The organism is Microvirga pudoricolor (genome assembly GCF_016892705.1).
Lineage (GTDB): Bacteria > Pseudomonadota > Alphaproteobacteria > Rhizobiales > Beijerinckiaceae > Microvirga > Microvirga pudoricolor.
Genome location: NZ_JAFEMB010000006.1, coordinates 1 through 21,001, shown reverse-complemented (window position 1 = coordinate 21,001; position 21,001 = coordinate 1). Strand labels below are relative to the sequence as shown.

Genomic DNA, 21,001 nt, shown 5'->3' with positions numbered 1-21,001 from the left:
CTCCGGACGCTTACTTCTGGAAGGGCTTGTAATAGGTCGCGATGCCGGCGTTGATCGCGGCGGCGGCCTGCTCCGGCGTCTGCTGGCCGGCGAGCATCTTCTGGATGTTCGACTGCAGCAGCACCGAACCCGAAGGCTCCTGATAGCGGAAGCGCACGAGCATGAGGTATGACATGGCGTTCTGGGCCAGCTTCGCCACATCCTGGGTCACCGCGTCCTCGATCTTGATGCCCTTGATCGGGGAGAGGTTCTTCAGGGTGTTGGTGAAGCTCGTGCCGTATTCGGGCGTCGCCAGGAAGCGCACGAATTTGAGCGCCGCATCCTTCTTCTCGGACTTCGCGTTCACCGCGTAGCCGCCGTCGTAATAGGTGGCGATGATGGCTTGGTCACCCGCCTTGAGCACCGGCGACGGGAAGACGCCGAGGTCGAGGCTCGGATTCTGGCCCTTGAAGTTCGCCACCTCGTAGGAGCCGCCCGCGAACATGGCGCCGCGGCCGGCCACGAAAAGCTGCTGCGAGGAGGGATAATCCACACCCGTGAAATTGGGCGAGAAGTACTGGCTGATCTCCTTGAGCTTGGTCAGGGCGGAGACGAAGCGCGGATCGGTGAAGTTCGCCTTGCCGGAGACGATGTCGTCCTCGAACTGCTTGCCCAGCATGGAGCTGAGCAGGCCGCCCACGATGGTCTCGTTCTGCCAGGCGGTGGCCGTGCCGTTGGTGAACGGGTTGATGTTCTTCGCCTTGAGGGCCTTGGCGGCCTCCATCAGCTCGTCCCAGGTCGTCGGCACCTTGATGCCGTTATCGGCGAAGATCTTCTTGTTGTAGACAATGAGCTGGGCCTGGGTGGCGAAGGGCACCGCGTAGACCTTGCCGTCCGAGCGCAGGGTCTCGGCGGCGAGAGCGGCCTCGGGGAAGTTCGCCAGTTCGGGCACGTTGGTCTTGTCGAGCGCCAGCAGGTAGCCCGGGGTCGCGATGGTCTCGAGGTTGCCGTAGGCGCGCACCTGGATCACGTCGGGCCCGCGTCCGGCCGCGAGTGCCGTGGACAGGATGGTCTGGTAGTTCTCCGGCGCATAGGTCTCGAACTTGACCGTGATGTCCGGCTCCTTCTCCTGGAACTTCTTGATGATGTCCTGGTAGAAGGCCCGGTCCTCCTGGCGCCAGCTCCAGAAGGTCAGGTCGGTCTTGGCCATGGCGGCGCCCGCCGTGGAAGCCAGGAAGCCGCCCATCACGGCGCCCATCAGAATGCGTCTTGTCAGTTTCACTGTCGTTCCCTCTTCTTTGGTTTTCAAAAGCTCAGCGGCGTCCGGCCGTCCGGCCGCCGGTGAATTCCTCGTCACGGGCCCGCCTCCCCGGCGATGACGAGCACGGTCGCGTCGTCATGCGCTTTCACGCGCGGGCAGGAATCGAGGCTGCCCTCCTCGGTCTCGAGGCCGCGCAGCTCCGCCATGAGAGCGGAAGCCCCGCCCGCCGCGAGCGCATCATACAGGGTCTCGTCCGTGTAGGTGCCGAAAACGTCCACGAGCCGCATGAAGCCGTCCGTGGCGAGGACGATCGGCCGCCCGGCCTCCACTTCGGCCTCGAAGGGAAGCTCATGCCCCGCCCACGGGCGGCGCGGATGCACGACCCAGTAGCCGTCCGGCCGGTTGAGACTCATTCGGTTCTCCAGGATCTGCGCCCGGGTCTCGTCGGATATCTCGCCCCCTCCCCCCTTGCGCAGAGAGGCCAGGGTCAACCGCTCGAAGGGCTTGGCGCGTTCGTCGGTCCAGCGGGCGACGCCATCCCGTTCCGGCACGAGGGCCACCACGTCGCCCAGGAAGGAGCCCCGCACGTGAAGACCGCCGCCCTTGGCGTCCCGGATCTCGATGAGACCGAGGCAGGCCGACGGCGCGACCGCCTCTTCGGCCGAGGGGTGCTCTCCCGCGACGCCCGCGAACGCCGCCTCCAGGTCGCGCTCCACGGTCTGGAGGACGATCTCCGATGGCGCGTAGGCCTGAAGCCGCTCCGTAATCAGGCCCGCGAGCCAGGCGGCGTCGCTGCCGCCGGAGGTCAGCTTCACGCCGGACACACCCGTGGCGCCGTCGACGATCCAAGCGAACCGCCCGCGCACGCCCCAGCCGTCCTCGTTGGGTTGGGAGGTCGAGCCGGCATCCGAAATCTGCTGCAGCGTCCGAACGAAAGTCATGGTTAGCAAATTCTATTGACCCCTACTGGTCTCATATTGGTAGCAACCTGTCCATAGTGGTCTTAGGTGCTTTCGACAGGAAAACCATCCAGCCAAGGTCGGGGCCCGCGTCGCGGCGTGCCCTCCGGAGGCTTCGGGGCCAGGACACGACCGTCACCGGGTCGGGCGGGGCATCCGAACGGCGAGCCGAGTGGCGCTCGCCATCTCGACAGGGTAATCCCGTATCGGGAGCTGGCAGATCGGTGATTCCCTGGATGGTAAGATACGCCCCATGACTCGGTCGGTTTCGTTGAGCCGGTGGATCTCGTTCTGGATCGTCTCGGTGGTCATCGGCAGCGCGTCGGGCCTCGCCTACGCGGCCTTGTTCGAGAACGGGAAGCCGATCCTGGGCGTCATCGTGGGCATCACCACCTGCGCGCTCCTTCTCGGGTTCGACCGGCAGCTCATTCTCCCCCGTCTTCAGCAGCGCATCAAGCGATACTCGGCTCCGATCTACGGCGTCGCCTCTGTGGTGATCATGGTGGCGCTGATCGTCCTGGCGAACATCATCGCGGGCAGTTTCGTGCTGGCGGTCGGCCTCGACGACGAGCCGTTCTGGGAGGCCGTCATCCCGACCCCAAGGGTCCTGTCCTACTCCCTGATGGTGGCGGCCATCATCTCCTTCCTGATGCGCATGCGCGATCTGATCGGCGGCGAGATGTTCTTCAACCTTCTCATCGGGCGCTACCACAAGCCCGTGGAAGAGGAACGGATCTTCCTGTTCATCGACCTGGTGGGGTCCACCTCGATCGCCGAGAGGATGGGGCCCATGCGCTACCAGGAGTTCCTGGGCCGCTTCTTCGCCGGCCTCGCCGAGCCCGTGCGCGCCTGCCAGGGCTCGCTGGACGACTATATCGGCGACATGGCCATGGTGACGTGGCCGCTCATCCGTGGCCTTCGCGAGGCCCGCTGCCTGCGCTGCGTGGAGCTGATCCGGGAGGAGATCGACGGGGAGGCGGATCGCTGGATGGAGCTTTACGGGGTGCGGCCGGATTTCCGGGCCGTGCTCCATTGCGGGCCGGTCGTGACCGCCGAAATCGGTGTCGAGAAGCACAAGATCACGTATTTCGGCGACACCGTGAACACCACCGCCCGGATGGAAGAACTCGCCAAGCACCTGAGGGAGCCCCTGCTCATCTCCTCGGATCTCCTGGAACGGCTCGGGCTCACGGCCGACGCGAGGGTCCGCGACCTCGGCGCGCACGCGGTGCGCGGGCGCGACGAGGTCCTGCGGGTCGCGGCGGTGGACTGACCCTGCGGGCGGGAGCCGCTCCCTCCGGCCGGAACTGTCGCGCTTGGGAAGCGTTCGCCCCCAGGGCCCGAGGGCCTTCCAACGCAACCGCCCACGATAACGAGCGCCCACGGACGTGCCCCGTCTCATCACCTATAACGTGCACCGGTGCCTCGGGCTCGACGGGCGGCTGTCTCCGGCGAGGATCGCCGAGATCATCGCGCCCCATCAGCCCGATATCCTGGCGCTGCAGGAGCTCGATGTGTTCCGGGCCCGCTCCGGCGGCGTCGACCAGGCCCATGCGATCGCGTCCGAACTCGGTATGCAGATGCATTTCCACCCCGCCATGCGGGTCATGGAGGAGATGTACGGGGACGCGATCCTGACCGCCCGGCCCTCGCGGCTGGTCAAGGCCGACGCCCTGCCGGGCCTCGCCAAGCGACCGAAGCTCGAGCCCCGCGGGGCGCTCTGGGCGGCGATCCAGGTCGGCGGGGCCGAGGTGCAAGTGATCAACACCCATCTGGGCCTGCGCCGTCACGAGCGCCTGGCGCAGGTGAACGCCCTCCTGGGTCCCGACTGGCTGGGCCACCCCTCCTGCCGGGAACCCGTGATCGTCACGGGCGATTTCAACGCGGTTCCGGGGTCGCGGGCTTACCGGCGCATGGCGGAACGGTTGTGCGACGCCCAACTCGCGCCCCACATCCGCCGTCCCCGGGCGACCTTCCCGGTCGGGCTGCCGTTCCTGCGCATCGACCACGTCTTCGTGAGCCGGTCCATCGAGGTCACGCGGGTGGAAACGCTGCGCACGCCCCTCACCCGCCGCGCCTCCGACCACCTGCCGCTGCTGGTTGACTTCAGGATCCTAGGCACATCCGAAAGACGGCTCTCGGCCCAGAAGCCCACGCGGGCCGGGAAGGCGTCCGGGTTGCTCGTTCACCGAATCCTCGACGACCCTTTCGACCCATCATCCGAGATGCCCGCATGGTAAGCCTCAGCGAGACCAGCTTCCCGATTCCGCAGAAGAAGGAATCGAAGGCCCGCAAGCTCTTCCGCAAGCCCTGGATGATGGCTTTGACGGCCGCCGCCCTCGCGCTCACGGCCTATCTGCTCTATCACACCCTGAGCCGCTACAGCTTCGACGAGATCGTCGCCTCCGTGCGGGCGATCCCGTTCCACCGCCTCGCGCTGGCCGGCGCCTTCGCGGCCGCGAGCTACGTCTGCCTCACCGGGTTCGATTGGCTCGCGATCCGGTCCATCGGACGCAAGGTTCCCTACCGGAAGGTGGCCCTGGCCTCCTTCATCAGCCTGTCGCTGGGTCACAGCATCGGGTTCGCTGGCGTAAGCAGCGGCGCGATCCGCTACCGGTTCTATTCGCGCTGGGGTCTGTCGGCGGGGGATGTCGCCAAGGTCGTGCTGTTCTGCGGCGTGATGGTGGGCTTAGGCCTCACGCTCCTCGGCGGGCTGGCGCTTCTCCTGCAGCCGGATCTGGCGGAAGGGGTCACGAAGCTCCAGCGGCCCGTGATCCTGACGGTGGGGATCGCCTGCGTGGCGATCGTGACGGCATGGCTCGCCCTGCCCTTCTTCGTCCACCGGCCCATCGGCTTCCGGAAGTGGTCCGTGGACGTGCCGCCGTTCCGGCTGGCGCTGGGTCAGGTGGTGGTTGGGGCCGTGAACTTCTCCCTCGTGGCCGCTTGCCTGCACCAGACGATCCTGGCGGTGGCGGAGGTGGATTATCTCTCCGTGGCGGCCGTCTACGTGATCGCCAACGCCACCACCATGATCACCCACGTGCCGGGAGGGTTGGGCGTCATCGAGAGCGTGGTGATGTACCTGCTGCCGGGCGCCAACCTGATCGGCTCGGTGCTCGTGTTCCGGTTCATCTACTTCCTGGTTCCCCTGGCGCTGGGGAGCCTGACATTCGCGGTGACGGAACTCGTGTTCCGGCGCTTGGACGCGAAGAGAAAGCGGTAGCGGCAACACATCTCAAACACATTCGACCTCATCCTGAGGAGGCCGTCAGGCCGTCTCGAAGGAGGCTCCAGCGGAGGGTCTCCGGTACGAACTGGACCATCCTTCGAGACGCCCGCTGCGCGGACCCTCAGGATGAGGTCGAGGATGAAGTTGCGTTTACTTGCCCTTCGTCCCGCCCCTCAAAATCGACATGAGGTCGAGCGGCTCATCCGGGTCGAAGATGGCCGTGCCGATCATCGGGACGGTCGGGCCTTCCTCCGGCACCCGGTCGAGGGCGCGCAGGCCGCGGGGATTGCGGTTGAGCGCGTCGATGGTGCGGATGAGCGATCCCTCGGCCTCGAAGGTCCGGGCCACGTCCTCCGGGCTTACGTCCAGGTGCTCGGCCACGAGGCGGTCGCGCATGCGCACGATGGTCCGGCGGGTCGCGGCCCCTTGCGCCTCGACCGCCAGATCGCACTCCGTGTCCAGGCCCATGGAGCGGTTGTTCAGGTTCGACGAACCGATGCGGATGAAGTCGTCGTCGACCACGATGAGCTTGGCGTGGATGTGGATCTCGCACTCTCCGGCCGCGCCCGGCACGACTGGATAGAAAATCCGCAGTCGCCCGTGTGCGTCGAGGCTGCGGAGTTTCCGGATGAGGCGGTCGCGGTTCTCGCCCATCACGAGCTGTTCCATGGCGCCCTGCGAAGAGCGGGTCATGATGACGACGATCTCGGGTCCGTTCGGCTCCTGGAGCCGCTCGCCCAGGATCTCACCGATACTCGCGGCGGTCAGGTACTGGGCCTCGATGTAGATCAGCGACTTGGCAGCCCGCAGGCAGTCGGCCGTGAGCGCCGCGACCTCCCGCACCGCCGTGGTTTTGCCCCAGGCCGGGCAGGTACGCGCGATGGCGACCGGCATGTCGATGAAGTCAGGGTCGAGACGCTCGGGCCAGCAGCGGTCGCAGGCGCCCGCGGGACCCAGCTCCTCGTCCGTCGCCACCCACCAGCGCTCGCGGGCGAGGTCGGCCAGCGCCCGGGCGGCGTCGCCCTCGACGGCCATCTGGATGTCGTGGACCGGGGTATAGCAGGACCCATCCGGGTTGAGGCGGTGCGGATGGGTCTCGGCGTGGCCGTTGGTGTCCCAGCGCTCGACGGTGAGATCAATCCCGCCCGCATAGGCCATGGTATCGTCGATGCACACGATCTTCTGATGGTGCGCGCCGTAGATCGGATGCTGGGTGTCCAGGCGCACATGGATGCGGGGATGGTCGTCCCATTCGGTACCGAAGAGCAGCGGCAGAGGCGCCCCGGGGGCATGCACCACCGCCGTGCTCCAGACGAGGACGCGCACCTCCAGATCGGGCCTCTCCTCCACGAGGGAGCGGAGCATGTTGCCGAGGCTCGGGGAGTCGCACGCCTCCCGGTCGGGGCACAGGCGGATCCGGCCGTCGAAGTCCCACCCGACGATGAGGATGGACCGGCGGGCCTTTCGCAGGCTTTCCTCGAGGTGGCAGAAATAATCGGACGCGTCGACCAAGACGCTCGCTTTGCTGGCAATTTCGATGCGCCAGCAATTCTCTCCCGGCTTCAGGATGCGGGGACCGACCGGCTCGACCATGGCCGGAAGGTCGGGATCGGCTTGCATGGCGGCGGTGGAGTACATGCGTCTACGGTCACAACTCGGGTGAATGGTCAGGGAAGAACCCTCCCGTCCCCCGGAAGGTTCCGCCAAGCTTTCCGCCGGGATGCGGCGACGTGGCGCGAAGGCGGGCCCCTGCGGCAGCCCCGCCCGGCCTTGTGGGCCTGTCCCCGGATCGCCTATGGGTGACGCAACGGAAACAACCGGGCCGCACTCGGCGCGCCCGTCCCGGGCCCTTCGCGCCGTTGCCGCAGGGTCCTGGGGATCTGACAGGCGGTTCGATCATGGCGTATGTGCAGTTTCAGGATTCCCTGCCCCAGGGGACGCGTCTGAAGGACCTGTTCCAGGTTCCGAGCACGGCCATCGCTTACGCGAGCGCCACGACGCCCCAGCTCGCGGCCTTCTATACGCTCGTGGACCGCAAGGCGGTGCAGGTCATCTATCGGGGTCCCGCCATCGGAGACCAGCAGGGAAGCGTTTCGTCGATCCTGTTCGGCACTGAGGACCGGCCTTGGATTTCCTACGGGGCCGCCACCGACCCTGACGTGAAGTTCAGCTACAGTGCGGGCCTCGCCGCCTTCCAGCTCGGCGGGATCGCGGCCGCCGCCACGATCATGGCCGGAGCCGATTACCTCGTCAGCACGGGCCGGGGCGCCTGGATGGACACCTATGCGGGCAACGACACCCTCGTCAGCGGCAAGGGCGAGGACACCATGGTGGGCGGAGAGGGCGACGACACCTACTTCGTGAACGACAAGGAGGACCGGGTCATCGAGGCGCGCTACGGCGGCTATGACACGGTTATCGCCCGGGTGAGCTATGCGCTCGCGGCTGGCTCGGAGGTGGAGCGGCTCCAAGCGGTCGCCGGACGGTCGAGGCTGGAACTCACAGGCAACGGCTTCGCGAACCTCATCGTCGGCAACGCGGGCAACAACACCCTCGATGGCGGCGGCGGCGCCGACACCCTCGACGGCGGGCGCGGCAACGACACCTACATCATCAGCAACCGCCGCGATCAGATCATCGATTCCGGCGGCCGGGACAGCTTGTTCGCCAAGGTCAGCTACGTGCTGAGCGACGGCGCCGCCATCGAGACCATGTCGGCCAGCGGCACGAAGTCGATCTCGCTCACCGGCAACAAGTTCGCCAACGTCATCAACGGCAATTCAGGCCACAACACCCTCAAAGGCATGGGAGGCAACGACTCCCTCTACGGCGACGGCGGCAACGACAAGCTCTACGGAGGCCGGGGCCACGACAAGCTCTACGGAGGCGAGGGCCACGACCGCCTCTACGGCGACGCCGGGAACGACTCGCTCTTCGGCGACAGCGGCAACGATTCCCTTTACGGCGGTGTCGGGCGCGACAGCCTTTACGGGGGTGACGGCGACGACGTGCTGCGCGGCGGCGACGGCAACGACGTGCTCTACGGGGACAGCGGACGCGACGCGCTCTTCGGCGACAACGGCAACGACGTGCTCTTCGGCGGGCCGGACAACAACACCCTCTCGGGCGGCAACGGAAACGACACCCTGTACGGGAGCTACAACGATGACCTCCTGCTGGGGGATGCCGGCAACGACGTGATCTACGGGGATTCCGGCAACGACACGATCCATGGCGGCCTGGGCAACGATACCCTGTCCAGCGGCGAGGGTTACGACACCTTCGCGTTCGACACCAAGCTCGATGCGCGCACCAACGTGGACACGCTGCTGGACTTCAATCCGTGGGCGGACCGCATCTCGTTGAGCGGCGCGATCTTCCAGAACATCGGCGGCCCCGGCCCCATCCCGGAGAGCGCCTTCCGCTACGGGTCCACGGCCCAGGACGCCGACGACCGCATCCTTTACGACAAGGACGCCGGCACGCTTTATTATGATCGCGACGGCACCGGATCGGCAGCGCCGATCAAGTTCGCGATCGTGGGCAACATCGAGCTGAGCTACGCGGCCTTCTACATCGTCTGAGCGGCGCCCCGGTCCTCGCCGACCAGCGCATCCCGCAGGAGATTCCAACTCTCCTCGTCGGGCGCGCAGATCAGGCCGCCATCCACATGGGTCGGGCGATAGGCGCTGCCGTCGAACCGGGCCGAATAGCCTCCGGCCTCCTGGTGCAGCAGCCATCCGGCCGCGTGATCCCAGGGCATCAGCTTGGCGTAGAACGTAAAGTGGCAATGGCCCGAGGCTACGAGGCGGTACTCATGGGCCGCGCAGCGGTAGCTGGCCACCGAGGCCACGCACGGCATCCGGGAGGGTACGCGGCTGCGCAGGGGCTCCTTGAGATGGTACCAGGAGATGCAGCCCTCCATCTCCGGGAGCGGAATCGCGTCCGCCACCCGCAAGGGCGAGCGCGTCCTGTCCCGGCGCTCGATCCAGGCGCCTTCGCCCCGGACGGCGATGGCCCAGTCGCCATCCACCGGATCGTAGATGATCCCGGCCACCACCTCGCCCTTCACGGTAACGGCCGCCATGGTGCCGAAGAGCGGCAGGCCGGTGGCGAAGTTCTTGGTGCCGTCGACCGGATCGACCACGAAGGCCAGGCTCGCATCGCCGAGGCGGCCCAGCAGGCTCGGATCCCGCTCCGTCGCCTCCTCGCCCACGATGACGGCGCCGGGGAAGCGCGCCCGCAGGGCCGACTCGATGCGCTTTTCGGCGGCCTCGTCGGCGTCGGTGACAAGGTCCCGAACGGAGGATTTGTGCCGGATCTGGCCCTCGGACAGGTTCCGGAACCGGGGCATGATCTCCGCCTCGGCGGCCTCCCGCAGGATCGAGGCGACGGCGAGGGCTTGGTCGGCTGAGAAGGGCACGGGATCTCCTTATGGAAGGGGCTGCTAGGAGCGGCGGCGGATCGGGATGCCCGTCAGGCGAGCGAGCTCGTCGGCGAGCGCCGGCGTACAGCCGAGGATCGCGCTGCCTTCGGCCAGGCCGTCATCGGCCAGGAAATCGTTGGTGAGGCCGCCGGCCTCCTCGATCAGGATCGCGCCCGCCAGGGCGTCCCAGGCATTCATATGGAGTTCGCAATAGCCGTCCGTACGGCCGGCCGCGACCCAGGCCAGGGCCAGGGCTCCGGAGCCGCCGCGCCGCGCCACCGCGCCGGCCGTCATGAGGTTACTGATGATCGTGAGATAATCCGACAGCGGATGGCGGGTCGACCAGCCCGCCTCGATGGAGGCGCTGCGCATGTCGGCGAGGCCGCTGACCTGGATCGGCTCCCCGTTGAGGGTCGCGCCGCGTCCGCGCAGGGCCCCGAACAGCTCGTCGGCGACGGGATCGTAGATCACCCCAATCCGGATGTCGTCGTCCGCCACATAGGCGATCGAGATGCAGAATTGGGGAATTCCGCGCACGAAGTTGGCCGTCCCGTCCACGGGATCGACCACCCAGACCGTGTCGGAGACGGTGCCGCCGCCCTCCTCGCCGAGGAAGCCGTCCTCCGGAAAGGCTTCGTGCAGGCGGGCGCGGATCAGGCTCTCGACCTCGGCATCCGTAGCCGAGAGATAGTCCTGGTGGCCCTTGAAGTTGAGCATGGACAAGCCCGGCCGGCCGTTGAACTTGCGCTTGGCCAAGGCCCCGGCCTCTCGCGCCACGGCGCAGGCGACGGCGTATCTTAGGCCGAAGCTCGTTTTGGCGGCGGGTTCGGCTGGGGACATGGTGGGGGTCTCGCTTTCCGGTCGGACGTGAGACCCCTCATAGCGAAGGTTGCCGGCCCGGCATAGGTGGCCCGGCTTCCGAGCGACGAATCCGGCTGAGGAGAACGCCGCCGCGCCTCAGATCTCCCGCCGCAGCCAGCGCACGTAATGCTGGGCGATGGCCACGGCCCGGCCCTGCTCGTCCGGGTCGAGGATACTCCGGCGGATGTCGAGCACGGCGAGCTGCGGGTGCTGGGCCAGCACCTCGCCCCGCCGCCCGACCGCCAGCGCCACGCCGTCGATGGAATCCGTGCCGCCGCCGCCGCCTCGGAACCAGCCGTCACCTCCGCCGCCGTCGGGGAATGGCGTGAGGTAGATCTGGTTGAGGCGCACCACGAGGCGGGGGCCGCGCGGGTCGACCCGGTCCGCGAAGGCGATGCGCAATTCGGCCAGGGTGGCGTTGCCCACGAGATCCGCGAAGCCGCCGAGCCCCTTGGCTTTCAGGGGGCCGACATCGACCGCGAACGACGAGAAGGTCTGCGGGAACGGCGCCCGCGCCCCGAACTGGGCGAGCGCCGGGGAGGCCGCCGCGAGGGCGCCGCCGGCCAGGAAGAATCTACGGGAGAAGGATGTCATGACGCGCTCTTGGAAACGGGAGGTCCGGGCCTCTCCTGATATGGAGCGGGCCCGCGCTCGGTTCCAGCGCCGGGAAGCCGCCGCCATCGGGATGGCGCCGGCTCCCTCGGCTCTCCTGTCGCATTGTCGACGATGAACCGGCTTCGCCGCACCGAGACATCCCAGGGGCGATCAGCGGAAATTGACGCCCACGATCTCGTAGGACTTGCCGCCGCCGGGCGTCGTGACCTCGACCGTATCGCCGACCGTCTTGCCCATGAGGGCGCGCGCGATGGGAGACCCGATCGAGACCCGGCCCGAGCGCACGTCGGCCTCCGGCTCGCCTACGATCTGGTAGGTCTTCTCTTCCTCGGTGTCCTCATCCACGAGCTTCACCGTGGCGCCGAACATGATCCGGCTGCCGGACAGTTTCGTGACATCGATGATTTCCGCGCGGGAAATCAGGCTTTCCAGCTCGAGGACGCGGCCCTCGTTGAGGGACTGGGCTTCCTTGGCGGCGTGATATTCGGCGTTTTCCGACAGGTCGCCAAGCGCGCGGGCTTCCGCGATCGCCTGGATGATCCGGGGACGCTCGACCTGTTGTCGCATCTTGAGCTCTTCCTCAAGTGCCGCGTAACCCTTGATCGTCAGAGGGACCTTGTCCATCGTTCGTCTCGTCCAAAAAGAGGTACGAGGCCGCCGTTTCCAGCGCCCTCGCATGTCAACGAAAACTTCCGTGAAGCTTCGCAGTTCCGGTTCGAGGCCCGGGCCTCAGGCGAAATAGTCCTGAAGCGCGCGCACCTCGAGATCGCCGCCGAGATAGGCCTTGATTCCCTCGGCCGCTGCGATCGCACCTGCAAGAGTGGTATAGTAAGGCACCTTATGCAAGAGGGCCGCCTGGCGGAGGCTGCGGGAGTCCGACAGGGCTCCGGCGCCTTCCGTGGTGTTGAAGACCAGCTGGATGTCGCCGTTCTTGATGGCGTCGACCACGTGCGGACGGCCCTCCAGAACCTTGTTGATGCGCGAGGCCTTGACGCCGTTCTCGACCAGGAAGGCCTGCGTGCCGGCGGTAGCCACCACCCGGAAACCGATCTCCTCCAGCATCTTCACCGTGGGCAGGATCCGGGCCTTGTCCTTGTCCCGAACGGACACGAACACCGTTCCGGTCTTGGGCACCTGGGTGCCCGAGCCGAGCTGGCTCTTGGCAAAGGCGACGCCGAAGCCCCGGTCGAGGCCGATCACCTCGCCCGTGGAGCGCATCTCGGGGCCGAGCAGCACATCGACGCCCGGGAAGCGCGCGAATGGGAACACGGCCTCCTTGACGCCGATATGCGGCAATTCCTTCGGGGTGAGACCGAACTCCGCCAAGCTCTCGCCCGCCATGATCCGGGCCGCGATCTTGGCGATGGGCTCGCCGATGACCTTGGCCACGAAGGGCACGGTGCGGGACGCCCGGGGGTTGACCTCCAGCACGTAGATTTCACCGTCCTTGATGGCGTATTGCACGTTCATCAGGCCGCCGACATTCAGCGCCAGCGCCATCGCCTTGGTCTGGCGCTCCAGCTCCTCGATGGTGTCCGGCGACAGGGAGCGCGGGGGCAGCGAGCAGGCGGAGTCGCCCGAATGGATGCCCGCCTCCTCGATATGCTCCATGATGCCCGCGATGAAGGTGTCCTTCCCGTCGCACAGGCAATCCACGTCCACCTCGATGGCGTCGGACAGGTAGCGGTCGAACAGGAGCGGGTTCTGGCCCAACACCGTGTTGATCTGGCCGGTCTTGTCGTTGGGATAGCGGGCCTTCACATCCGACGGGATCAGGCTCGGCAGGGTGCCGAGCAGATAATCCGCGAACTGGCTCTCGTCGCGGATGATCGCCATGGCGCGGCCGCCCAGCACATAGGAGGGGCGCACCACGAAAGGCAGGCCGAGATCGGCCGCGATCAGGCGGGCCTGTTCCACCGAATAGGCGATGCCGTTCTTGGGCTGCTTGAGGTGCAGCTTGTCGAGGAGGCGCTTGAACCGGTCCCGGTCCTCGGCGAGGTCAATGGCGTCGGGCGAGGTGCCGAGGATCGGCACGTCGGCCTCCTCCAGGGCGCGGGCGAGCTTGAGGGGGGTCTGGCCGCCGAACTGGACGATGACCCCGTGCAGGCTGCCGTTCTGGCGCTCGGTCTCGATGATTTCGAGAACGTCCTCCTGGGTCAAGGGCTCGAAATAGAGACGGTCGGAGGTGTCGTAATCGGTCGAGACCGTCTCCGGGTTGCAGTTGACCATGATGGTCTCGTAGCCCGCATCCCGGAGCGCGAAGCAGGCATGGCAGCAGCAATAATCGAACTCGATGCCCTGGCCGATCCGGTTCGGGCCTCCGCCCAGGATGATGACCTTCTTGCGGTCCGACGGCAGAGCCTCGTCGGACGGGGTGCCGGCGAAGGGCGCCACGTAGGTCGAGTACATGTAGGCCGTGGGCGAGGCGAACTCAGCCGCGCAGGTATCGATGCGCTTGAAGACCGGGCGCACGGACAACGACCGGCGCAGGGCCCGCACCTCGGCCTCGGTCTTGTGCACCAGCACCGCGAGGCGGGCGTCCGAGAAGCCCATGGCCTTGAGATGGCGGAACGCGCCCGGCGTCGTGGGCAGGCCATGGGCCTTCACCTTGGCTTCCAGGTCCACGATGGCCTGGATCTGCTCCAGGAACCATGGGTCGATCTTGCACGACGCATAGACCTCCTCGTGGCTGATGCCGAGGCGCAGGGCCTGCGCGACCTTGAGGATCCGGTCCGGGGTCGGGGTGCCGAGCGCCGCCTTGATGGCGTTGCGGTCGTCGCCCTTGCCGAGGCCCTCGATCTCGATCTCGTCGAGCCCGGTCAGCCCGGTCTCCAGGGAGCGAAGGGCCTTCTGGAGCGATTCCGGCAGGGAGCGGCCGATGGCCATGGCCTCGCCCACCGACTTCATGGCGGTGGTGAGCGTCGGCTCGGCGCCCGGGAACTTCTCGAAGGCGAAGCGCGGGATCTTCGTCACCACATAATCGATGGCGGGCTCGAAGGAGGCCGGGGTCGCGCCGCCCGTGATGTCGTTGGCGATCTCGTCGAGGGTGTAGCCGACCGCCAGCTTGGCGGCCACCTTGGCGATGGGGAATCCCGTGGCCTTGGAGGCCAGCGCCGAGGACCGCGACACGCGAGGGTTCATTTCGATCACGATCATGCGCCCGGTCTCGGGCTCGATGGCGAACTGCACGTTAGAGCCGCCCGTCTCGACGCCGATCTCGCGCAGGACCGCCAGGGAGGCGTCGCGCATGATCTGGTATTCCTTGTCGGTCAGGGTCAGGGCGGGCGCTACCGTGATCGAATCGCCCGTGTGGACGCCCATGGGGTCGATATTCTCGATGGAGCAGACGATGATGCAGTTATCCGCCTTATCGCGGACGACCTCCATCTCGTATTCCTTCCAGCCGAGCACGCTCTCCTCGATCAGCACCTCGTTGGTGGGCGAGGCGTCGAGGCCGCGCTCCACGATGTCGAGGAACTCCTCGCGGTTATAGGCGATGCCGCCGCCCGTGCCGCCCATGGTGAAGGACGGGCGCAGGATGGCGGGCAGGCCCACCTCGGCCAGCGCCAGAAGGGCCTCGCCCATGGCGTGCTCCTGGTAGCGCTTGCGCCGGTCGTTCTCGCCCGCATCCCATTTCAGCTTGTAGGCCGCGATGATGCGCTTCTTGTCGCCGGGATGCTCGTCGAGGGCCTCCAGTCGCGCCAGTTCGGCCAGATAGGCGTCCCGGTCGGCCTTCTTCAGCGCGGAGGCGTTGGCGAGGCGGGATTTGGGCGTGTCGAGGCCGATCTTGGTCATGGCGTCGCGGAAAAGGTGCCGGTCCTCGGCCTTGTCGATGGCCTCCGCCGTCGCGCCGATCATCTCCACGTTGAACTTGTCGAGGACGCCCATCTTCTTGAGCGACAGGGCGCAGTTCAGCGCCGTCTGGCCGCCCATGGTGGGCAGGAGGGCGTCCGGGCGCTCCTTCTCGATGATCTTGGCCACGATCTCGGGCGTGATCGGCTCCACATAGGTGGCGTCCGCCAGGTCCGGGTCGGTCATGATCGTCGCCGGGTTGGAGTTCACCAGGACGATGCGGTAGCCCTCCTCCTTCAGGGCCTTCACGGCTTGCGTGCCCGAATAATCGAACTCGCAGGCCTGGCCGATGATGATCGGTCCGGCCCCGATGATAAGAATGGAGGAGATGTCAGTCCGCTTCGGCATTGGCCCACCCAGGCGTGTCCAGCCGCGCGGCCGCATGATGCGGCGCTTCGAGCGCAGCTGGCGTGTGATCAGATTGAAGGTTGAGGGAGGCTCTTACACGGGCTTGCACCCGAAAGGAAGCCATTCGGTGCCCCTTCCCCCGGTGAAAACGCATGGTTCCCGGACGGGATGACCCAGCGGCCGAATGGCGTTATGAGGGCGCCGTGACCGCTCTCCCTCCCCTCACCCGCCTCTTTCGGCAATTCATGGCCTTCGCGGGCGTTGGCCTCGCGGCCGCCGTGGTTCATTACGGGCTGCTCGTCGGGCTGGTGGAAGCCGGGGGATTCGGCCCAGTGACGGCGACGCTCGCCGGGTACGTGGCCGGCGGAATCGTGTCCTACTGGCTGAACCGCGCCCACACCTACGACAGCGACCGGCCCCACCAGGAGGCCACGTGGCGCTTCGCCCTTGTGGCCGCGGTGGGATTCGGGCTGACCTGGGTGTTCATGCAGCTCTTCATCAACGGCCTGGACGCGCCGTATCTCCCCGCCCAGCTCGTGACGACGGGAATCGTGATGGTGTGGAGCTTCATCGCCCACAAGGCCTGGACGTTCGCTTGAGGGGATGAGCTCGACGCACTCTCGTCCCCCTTGTGGGGAGGAGTTGGAGGTGGGGGTGTAAGCGCCAACCTTTATGGGCCCGGAGCTGACACCCCCATCCCCAGCCCTTCCCCACAAGGGGGAAGGGAGTAGCTCACGCTTGTCACATGGGCCTGCGCCGACGCGCCTCGGCTCTGAGCAATCTACCCTTACCGCAGCGAGCCGCAGAAGCGCTGGATGCGGTGGCAAGCGTCCTCCAGGACCTCGGTCGAGGTCGCGTAGGAGATTCGGAAGTTCGGGCCGAGGCCGAAGGCCGAGCCGTGAACCGCCGCCACGCCCTCGGCCTCGAGGAGCTCGGACACGAAATCCTCGTCCGTTTCCAGCACCTTGCCGGACGGGGCCGTCTTGCCGATGGCTTCCGCGCAGGAGGGATACACGTAGAAGGCGCCCTCGGGGGTCGGGCACTTCAGGTACTTGGTCTGGTTCAGCATCGACACCACGAGGTCGCGGCGCTCCTCGAAGGCTTTCTTGAACTTGGGCAGGTGCTCCTGCGTGCCGTTCAGGGCCTCGACCGCCGCCCATTGGGCGATGGAGGACGCGCCGGATGTCTGCTGGCCTTGCACGAAATCCATGGCCTTGATGAGGTGCTCCGGCCCGGCCGCATAGCCGATCCGCCAGCCCGTCATGGCATAGGACTTCGAGACGCCGTTCATGGTCAGCGTGCGCTCATAGAGGCCGGGCTCGACCTGGGCCGGGGTCACGAACTCGAAATCCCCGTATGTCAGGTGCTCATACATGTCGTCGGTGAGCACCCAGACCTGGGGGTGGCGCATCAGGACGTCCGTGATGGCCTTCATCTCGGCCCGGGTATAGGCCGCACCGGTCGGGTTCGAGGGCGAGTTGAGGATGATCCACTTGGTCTTGGGCGTGATGGCGCGCTCGAGGGGCTCGGGCTGGAGCTTGAAGTTATGCTCCATGGTGCATTCCACGAAGACCGGCGTACCGCCGCACAGGCCCACCATCTCCGGATAGGACACCCAGTAAGGGGCCGGGATGATCACCTCGTCGCCGGGATTCAGGGTCGCCAGGAGGGCGTTGTAGATCACCTGCTTGCCGCCCGTGCCCACGATGGTCTGGGACGGCTTGTAGTCCAGGCCGTTCTCGCGCTTGAACTTGGCCGCGATGGCCTCGCGCAAGGGAACGATGCCCGAGACGGGGGTATACTTGGTCTCGCCCCGGCGGATGGCCGCGATCGCGGCTTCCTTGATATTGTCGGGCGTATCGAAATCCGGCTCACCCACGGACAGGCTGATGACGTCCCGGCCCTGCGCTTTGAGATCGCGCGCTTTCTGCGTGATCACGATCGTCGCAGACGGCTTGATGCGGGAAAGGGCGTCAGACAAAAAGCCCATGGGAATCCTCCAGTCGGGGCGCTAAAAGGTACCGGATCGGCGGGGCCGGACCCTATTCCGCGCTCGGCCATCAAGCAAGCAAAACAGCTTAACTTTTTCGGTTTTCCCGAGGACACGCCCGTGCTTACGCCCCTTTCCGTTACGAGACGCCTCGCGCTCGGCCTCATCGCCGGAGCCGCCCTCCTGTCCACCAGCGCCCCTTTCTCCGATGTCTTGGCCCAGGACTTTCCCAACCGCGTCATCAAGATGGTGGTGCCCTACCCGGCGGGCGGCCCAACCGACGTGATCGCCCGCATCGTGGCGGAGGAGATGGGCAAGGACCTGGGTCAGAACGTCATCGTGGAGAACCTCGCCGGCGCCTCGGGGGCCGTGGGGACTCGCACCGTCGCCCGGTCCGAGCCCGACGGCTACACCATCGTGTTCGGCAACAACCAGACGCACGGCAACAACATGTTCCTGCTGCGCGAGCCGGGCTACGACGCCGTCAAGGACTTCGCGCCGCTCGCGGGCGCGGGCGCCTTCGAGCACGTGTTCGTGGTGAGCAACGCCTTGCCGGTGAAGTCGGTGACGGAACTCGTGGAGCTGGCCAAGAAGGACCCCGGCAAGCTGAATTACGGCTCCACGGGGGTCGGCTCCGGCTCGCACCTGGCCACGGAACTCTTCATGGTCCGCACCGGCACCAAGATGACCCACGTGCCGTTCCGCGGCGCGGCGCCCCTGGTCACGGACCTGATGGCCGGCCGCATCGACGTGTCCAACTCCACCCTTCCCAGCGTGCTGTCCCAGTTCCAGGCCGGCAACATGCGCGCCATCGGGCTGGCGAGCCCCCAGCGCAACCCGCAGGCCCCGGACGTGCCGACCCTGCGCGAGCAGGGCATCACGAACGCGGACGCGGAATCCTGGGCGGCCTTCTTTGCCCCCGCCAATACCCCGAAGCCCGTGCTGGACAAGCTGTCCAAGACCATCATGGCGATCCTGAACAAGCCCGACGTGAAGGAGCGCATCACCAAGCTCGGCTTCACCCTGAACGTCCGCGACCCGGAGACCTTCAAGCCCTATCTGGCCAAGGAGATCGACACCTGGGCGGAGATCATCAGGACGGCCGGGATCAAGCCGGCGGAGTGAGGCGCATTGCTCTGACACCGGAGGGTGAGTGCTTAGCGGCCTCATCCTGAGGGAATTGCGGAGCAATTCGTCTCGAAGGATGTTTCCAGAGAGCACTGGATCCTCCTTCGAGACGCCGCTGGCGCGGCTCCTCAGGATGAGGGTGAGGTGCGAAGCCAAGCGAGAGGACCCTCATGCCAATCCACCAAGGCCGCCTCATCGATCATCTCCATCTCCGCGTGTCCGATCTCGAAGCGAGCCGCAGGTTCTACAAGGCTGTCCTCAACGCTGTCGGGCGGGATTTCACCTCGGAGAGCCCAAAGCACTTTGCCTGTGATGAGCTATGGGTCGATAAGGCGGACGGACCGGTCTCGCGGGTCCACCTCGCCTTCCAAGCACCGGACCGCGAAACCGTAAAATCCTTTCACGCCGCGGCCCTAGCCCATGGGGGCCGGGACAATGGCGGGCCGGGCGAGCGGGACTATCATCCCGGCTATTACGGCGCCTTTGCCCTCGATCCGGACGGCAACAACATCGAAGCCGTCTTTCACGGGCCGTCCCGGCGCTCGGCCCCCTCCGTGACGGTCGAAGCGGAAGGCTGACCCCATCGGCCTTGGCAATTTGGGGGTAGAGGCGATTCGGCGGGCCCTGCGACAGGACGCAACGGGAACATTCCTGTTTTGAACAGGTTTTCCCCAGCAACCGTTAAGGTTAATGGGGCCGGTTCATGAGTACCGTTGGGATCCGCAACCACAATCAAGTCAAGTCGGCGGGGTACCGCCTGGAACCCTTGAGGGAAAACCGGCTCTCGGTTGCCCTCCTGTTCCTGCTGGGCTTTGCCACCGTGTCGGTGATGGCCGGAACCCAGGCGGCCTCGCAGCCAACGCCCGAATCGCCGGTCATTCTGCTCCAGAGATAACGTGGCCTTGATCGGCCCGGCCGTTGACGCGCCGGGCCCGATCACTAGCTCTCCGGGTCGAACGACACGGAGAGATTCGATGACACGCCTCTGCGCCGCCCTGGCGCTGACCCTGGCCCTCGGCGCGAGCGCCGGCGCTTATGCCCAGACTTCACAGCGCGTGCGCACCGAAAAAGCCGAGGTCATCGTCGAGACGGTCGCCAACGGCCTTCAGAACCCCTGGAGCCTCGCCTTCCTGCCCGACGGCCGCATGCTGGTCACCGAAAAGGCGGGCCGCCTGCGGATCGTCGAGGCCGATGGGCGCCTCTCCGAGCCCGTGCGCGGTCTCACGGGCATCGCGGCGCGCGGCCAGGGTGGACTGCTCGACGTGGCGCTCGCCCCCGATTTCGCCCAGAGCCGGCTCGTCTACATGAGCTTTGCGGAGGATCGCGGTGAAGGGCGCGCCGGCACCAGCGTCATGCGTGGGCGCCTGAGCGCCGACGGCTCCACTCTAGAGACTCCGCAGGTCATCTTCCGCCAGGAACCGTCCTATACGGGCGGAAATCATTTCGGATCGCGCCTCGTCTTCGACCGGGACGGAAACCTGTTCGTGACCGTGGGTGACCGGTTCGACCTGCGCGCGCAGGCGCAGAACAAGGAAAACCACATCGGCAAGGTGATCCACATCCGCCCGGACGGCCGCCCGACCCCCAACAACCCTCACCTCAACCAGCCAGGCGCCGCTCCGGAGGTCTGGTCCATCGGGCACCGCAACGTCCAGGCGGCGGCGCTGAACCCCGGCACCGGCGAACTCTGGACCATCGAGCACGGCGCGCGGGGCGGCGACGAGGTGAACATCCCCCGCAAGGGCAAGAACTACGGCTGGCCCGTCATCAGCTACGGTGTCGACTACTCCGGCGCCAAGATCGGCGAAGGGACGTCGAAGCCCGGCATGGAGCAGCCCGTCTTCTACTGGGACCCCTCCATCGCGCCGTCCGGCATGGTCTTCTATACCGGCGACAAGTTCCCAGCCTGGCGCGGCAGCATTCTTACGGGCGCGTTGCGGGGGCAGCTCGTCTCGCGGTTGGAAACCAGCGGCGACCGGATCACGCGGGAGGAGCGCATGCTCCAGAATATCGGCGAACGCATCCGCGACATCCGCCAGGGCCCCGACGGCTACGTCTACCTCGTGACGGATTCGGCTCAAGGTCGGGTACTGCGGGTGCGTCCCGCGACGTAGGATCCCCTGCCCTGTCACCCATTGACCCTCAGCGTGTTTTACGTGTTACGTCATATCCGGAGCCGGACGCATTCGGCTCTGGGGCGTGAGAACCCCTTACAGGGCGGTGCCAGCATCCGCCGCAAAGATGTCTTCCCAGCCTTATGGCCGGGGAGGCACTGTCGCATGTCCAGGGCGAAAGCCTAAAGGTCATCGCGGTCGTCTACAGGCGGCTTCTCAACTTGTATGTTGATTGGAGC

Annotated in this window: 18 protein-coding genes; 9 read left to right on the top strand and 9 right to left on the bottom strand. The window is 66.6% G+C overall.

Going from position 1 to position 21,001, the window contains the following annotated elements; genetic code table 11:
• Positions 1 to 10: 10 nt before the first annotated feature.
• Together ILT42_RS17820 and ILT42_RS17815 are read right to left on the bottom strand one after the other, a co-directional pair.
• Positions 11 to 1,261, bottom strand: coding sequence for an extracellular solute-binding protein (locus ILT42_RS17820; RefSeq protein WP_204217120.1), 1,251 nt, complete (start codon positions 1,259 to 1,261; stop codon positions 11 to 13).
• Between the two features lie 71 nt (positions 1,262 to 1,332).
• A complete protein-coding gene (locus tag ILT42_RS17815) occupies positions 1,333 to 2,181 on the bottom strand; it encodes a hypothetical protein (protein ID WP_204217112.1) in 849 nt (282 codons plus the stop codon).
• Between the two features lie 271 nt (positions 2,182 to 2,452).
• Between ILT42_RS17815 and ILT42_RS17810 the strand changes: the two genes are divergently transcribed.
• The 3 genes from ILT42_RS17810 to ILT42_RS17800 all read left to right on the top strand — a co-directional run bounded on the left by ILT42_RS17810 (position 2,453) and on the right by ILT42_RS17800 (position 5,422).
• On the top strand, positions 2,453 to 3,472 hold the full coding sequence (locus ILT42_RS17810; protein ID WP_204217110.1) for an adenylate/guanylate cyclase domain-containing protein: 1,020 nt from the start codon (positions 2,453 to 2,455) through the stop codon (positions 3,470 to 3,472).
• Positions 3,473 to 3,587: 115 nt separating this feature from the next.
• Complete coding sequence (locus tag ILT42_RS17805; RefSeq protein WP_204217102.1) at positions 3,588 to 4,439, top strand: endonuclease/exonuclease/phosphatase family protein; 852 nt, start codon at positions 3,588 to 3,590, stop codon at positions 4,437 to 4,439.
• Positions 4,433 to 5,422 (top strand): lysylphosphatidylglycerol synthase domain-containing protein, encoded by a 990-nt coding sequence (locus ILT42_RS17800; RefSeq protein ID WP_204217087.1) that lies wholly within the window; start codon positions 4,433 to 4,435, stop codon positions 5,420 to 5,422. The genes ILT42_RS17805 and ILT42_RS17800 overlap by 7 nt, the downstream gene beginning before the upstream one ends.
• 156 nt (positions 5,423 to 5,578) lie before the next feature.
• Here the strand turns inward: ILT42_RS17800 and ILT42_RS17795 are convergent, their stop codons facing one another.
• Entirely contained in the window at positions 5,579 to 7,066 is a 1,488-nt protein-coding gene (locus ILT42_RS17795) for a phospholipase D-like domain-containing protein (RefSeq protein WP_204217085.1), read from the bottom strand.
• A 260-nt stretch (positions 7,067 to 7,326) separates the two neighbouring features.
• Here ILT42_RS17795 and ILT42_RS17790 point away from each other — a divergent pair, with 260 nt between their 5' ends.
• Positions 7,327 to 9,012, top strand: a complete 1,686-nt coding sequence (locus ILT42_RS17790; protein WP_204217083.1) for a calcium-binding protein — start codon at positions 7,327 to 7,329, stop codon at positions 9,010 to 9,012.
• On the opposite strand, the gene ILT42_RS17785 is transcribed toward ILT42_RS17790, so the two are convergent.
• The 5 genes from ILT42_RS17785 to carB form a co-directional block, all read right to left on the bottom strand.
• Positions 9,000 to 9,851 (bottom strand): inositol monophosphatase family protein, encoded by an 852-nt coding sequence (locus tag ILT42_RS17785; protein ID WP_204217081.1) that lies wholly within the window; start codon positions 9,849 to 9,851, stop codon positions 9,000 to 9,002. The genes ILT42_RS17790 and ILT42_RS17785 overlap by 13 nt on opposite strands.
• Positions 9,852 to 9,875: 24 nt before the next feature.
• A complete protein-coding gene (locus tag ILT42_RS17780; RefSeq protein WP_204217079.1) occupies positions 9,876 to 10,694 on the bottom strand; it encodes an inositol monophosphatase family protein in 819 nt (272 codons plus the stop codon).
• A 117-nt stretch (positions 10,695 to 10,811) separates the two neighbouring features.
• On the bottom strand, positions 10,812 to 11,309 hold the full coding sequence (locus tag ILT42_RS17775; protein ID WP_204217077.1) for a hypothetical protein: 498 nt from the start codon (positions 11,307 to 11,309) through the stop codon (positions 10,812 to 10,814).
• Between the two features lie 171 nt (positions 11,310 to 11,480).
• Complete coding sequence (gene greA, locus ILT42_RS17770; protein ID WP_204217075.1) at positions 11,481 to 11,954, bottom strand: transcription elongation factor GreA; 474 nt, start codon at positions 11,952 to 11,954, stop codon at positions 11,481 to 11,483.
• Positions 11,955 to 12,059: 105 nt separating this feature from the next.
• Positions 12,060 to 15,530: a carbamoyl-phosphate synthase large subunit gene (gene carB / locus ILT42_RS17765; protein WP_204217074.1), complete on the bottom strand. Its 3,471-nt coding sequence runs from the start codon at positions 15,528 to 15,530 to the stop codon at positions 12,060 to 12,062.
• 203 nt (positions 15,531 to 15,733) lie between these two features.
• Here carB and ILT42_RS17760 point away from each other — a divergent pair, with 203 nt between their 5' ends.
• On the top strand, positions 15,734 to 16,129 hold the full coding sequence (locus ILT42_RS17760) for a GtrA family protein (protein ID WP_204217065.1): 396 nt from the start codon (positions 15,734 to 15,736) through the stop codon (positions 16,127 to 16,129).
• Positions 16,130 to 16,317: 188 nt separating this feature from the next.
• Here ILT42_RS17760 and ILT42_RS17755 read toward each other — a convergent pair whose 3' ends face one another.
• Positions 16,318 to 17,520 (bottom strand): pyridoxal phosphate-dependent aminotransferase, encoded by a 1,203-nt coding sequence (locus ILT42_RS17755; protein ID WP_204217063.1) that lies wholly within the window; start codon positions 17,518 to 17,520, stop codon positions 16,318 to 16,320.
• A gap of 120 nt (positions 17,521 to 17,640) precedes the next feature.
• Between ILT42_RS17755 and ILT42_RS17750 the strand changes: the two genes are divergently transcribed.
• From ILT42_RS17750 to ILT42_RS17735, 4 genes are all read left to right on the top strand, one after another.
• A complete protein-coding gene (locus ILT42_RS17750; RefSeq protein WP_204217062.1) occupies positions 17,641 to 18,645 on the top strand; it encodes a Bug family tripartite tricarboxylate transporter substrate binding protein in 1,005 nt (334 codons plus the stop codon).
• Between the two features lie 173 nt (positions 18,646 to 18,818).
• Positions 18,819 to 19,226, top strand: a complete 408-nt coding sequence (locus ILT42_RS17745) for a VOC family protein (protein ID WP_204217056.1) — start codon at positions 18,819 to 18,821, stop codon at positions 19,224 to 19,226.
• Between the two features lie 125 nt (positions 19,227 to 19,351).
• Positions 19,352 to 19,543, top strand: a complete 192-nt coding sequence (locus ILT42_RS17740; protein ID WP_204217054.1) for a hypothetical protein — start codon at positions 19,352 to 19,354, stop codon at positions 19,541 to 19,543.
• Positions 19,544 to 19,622: 79 nt separating this feature from the next.
• Positions 19,623 to 20,762 carry a PQQ-dependent sugar dehydrogenase gene (locus ILT42_RS17735; RefSeq protein ID WP_204217052.1) on the top strand — a complete coding sequence of 380 codons (1,140 nt, stop codon included), beginning with the start codon at positions 19,623 to 19,625 and terminating at the stop codon, positions 20,760 to 20,762.
• The last annotated feature ends 239 nt before the right edge of the window (positions 20,763 to 21,001 follow it).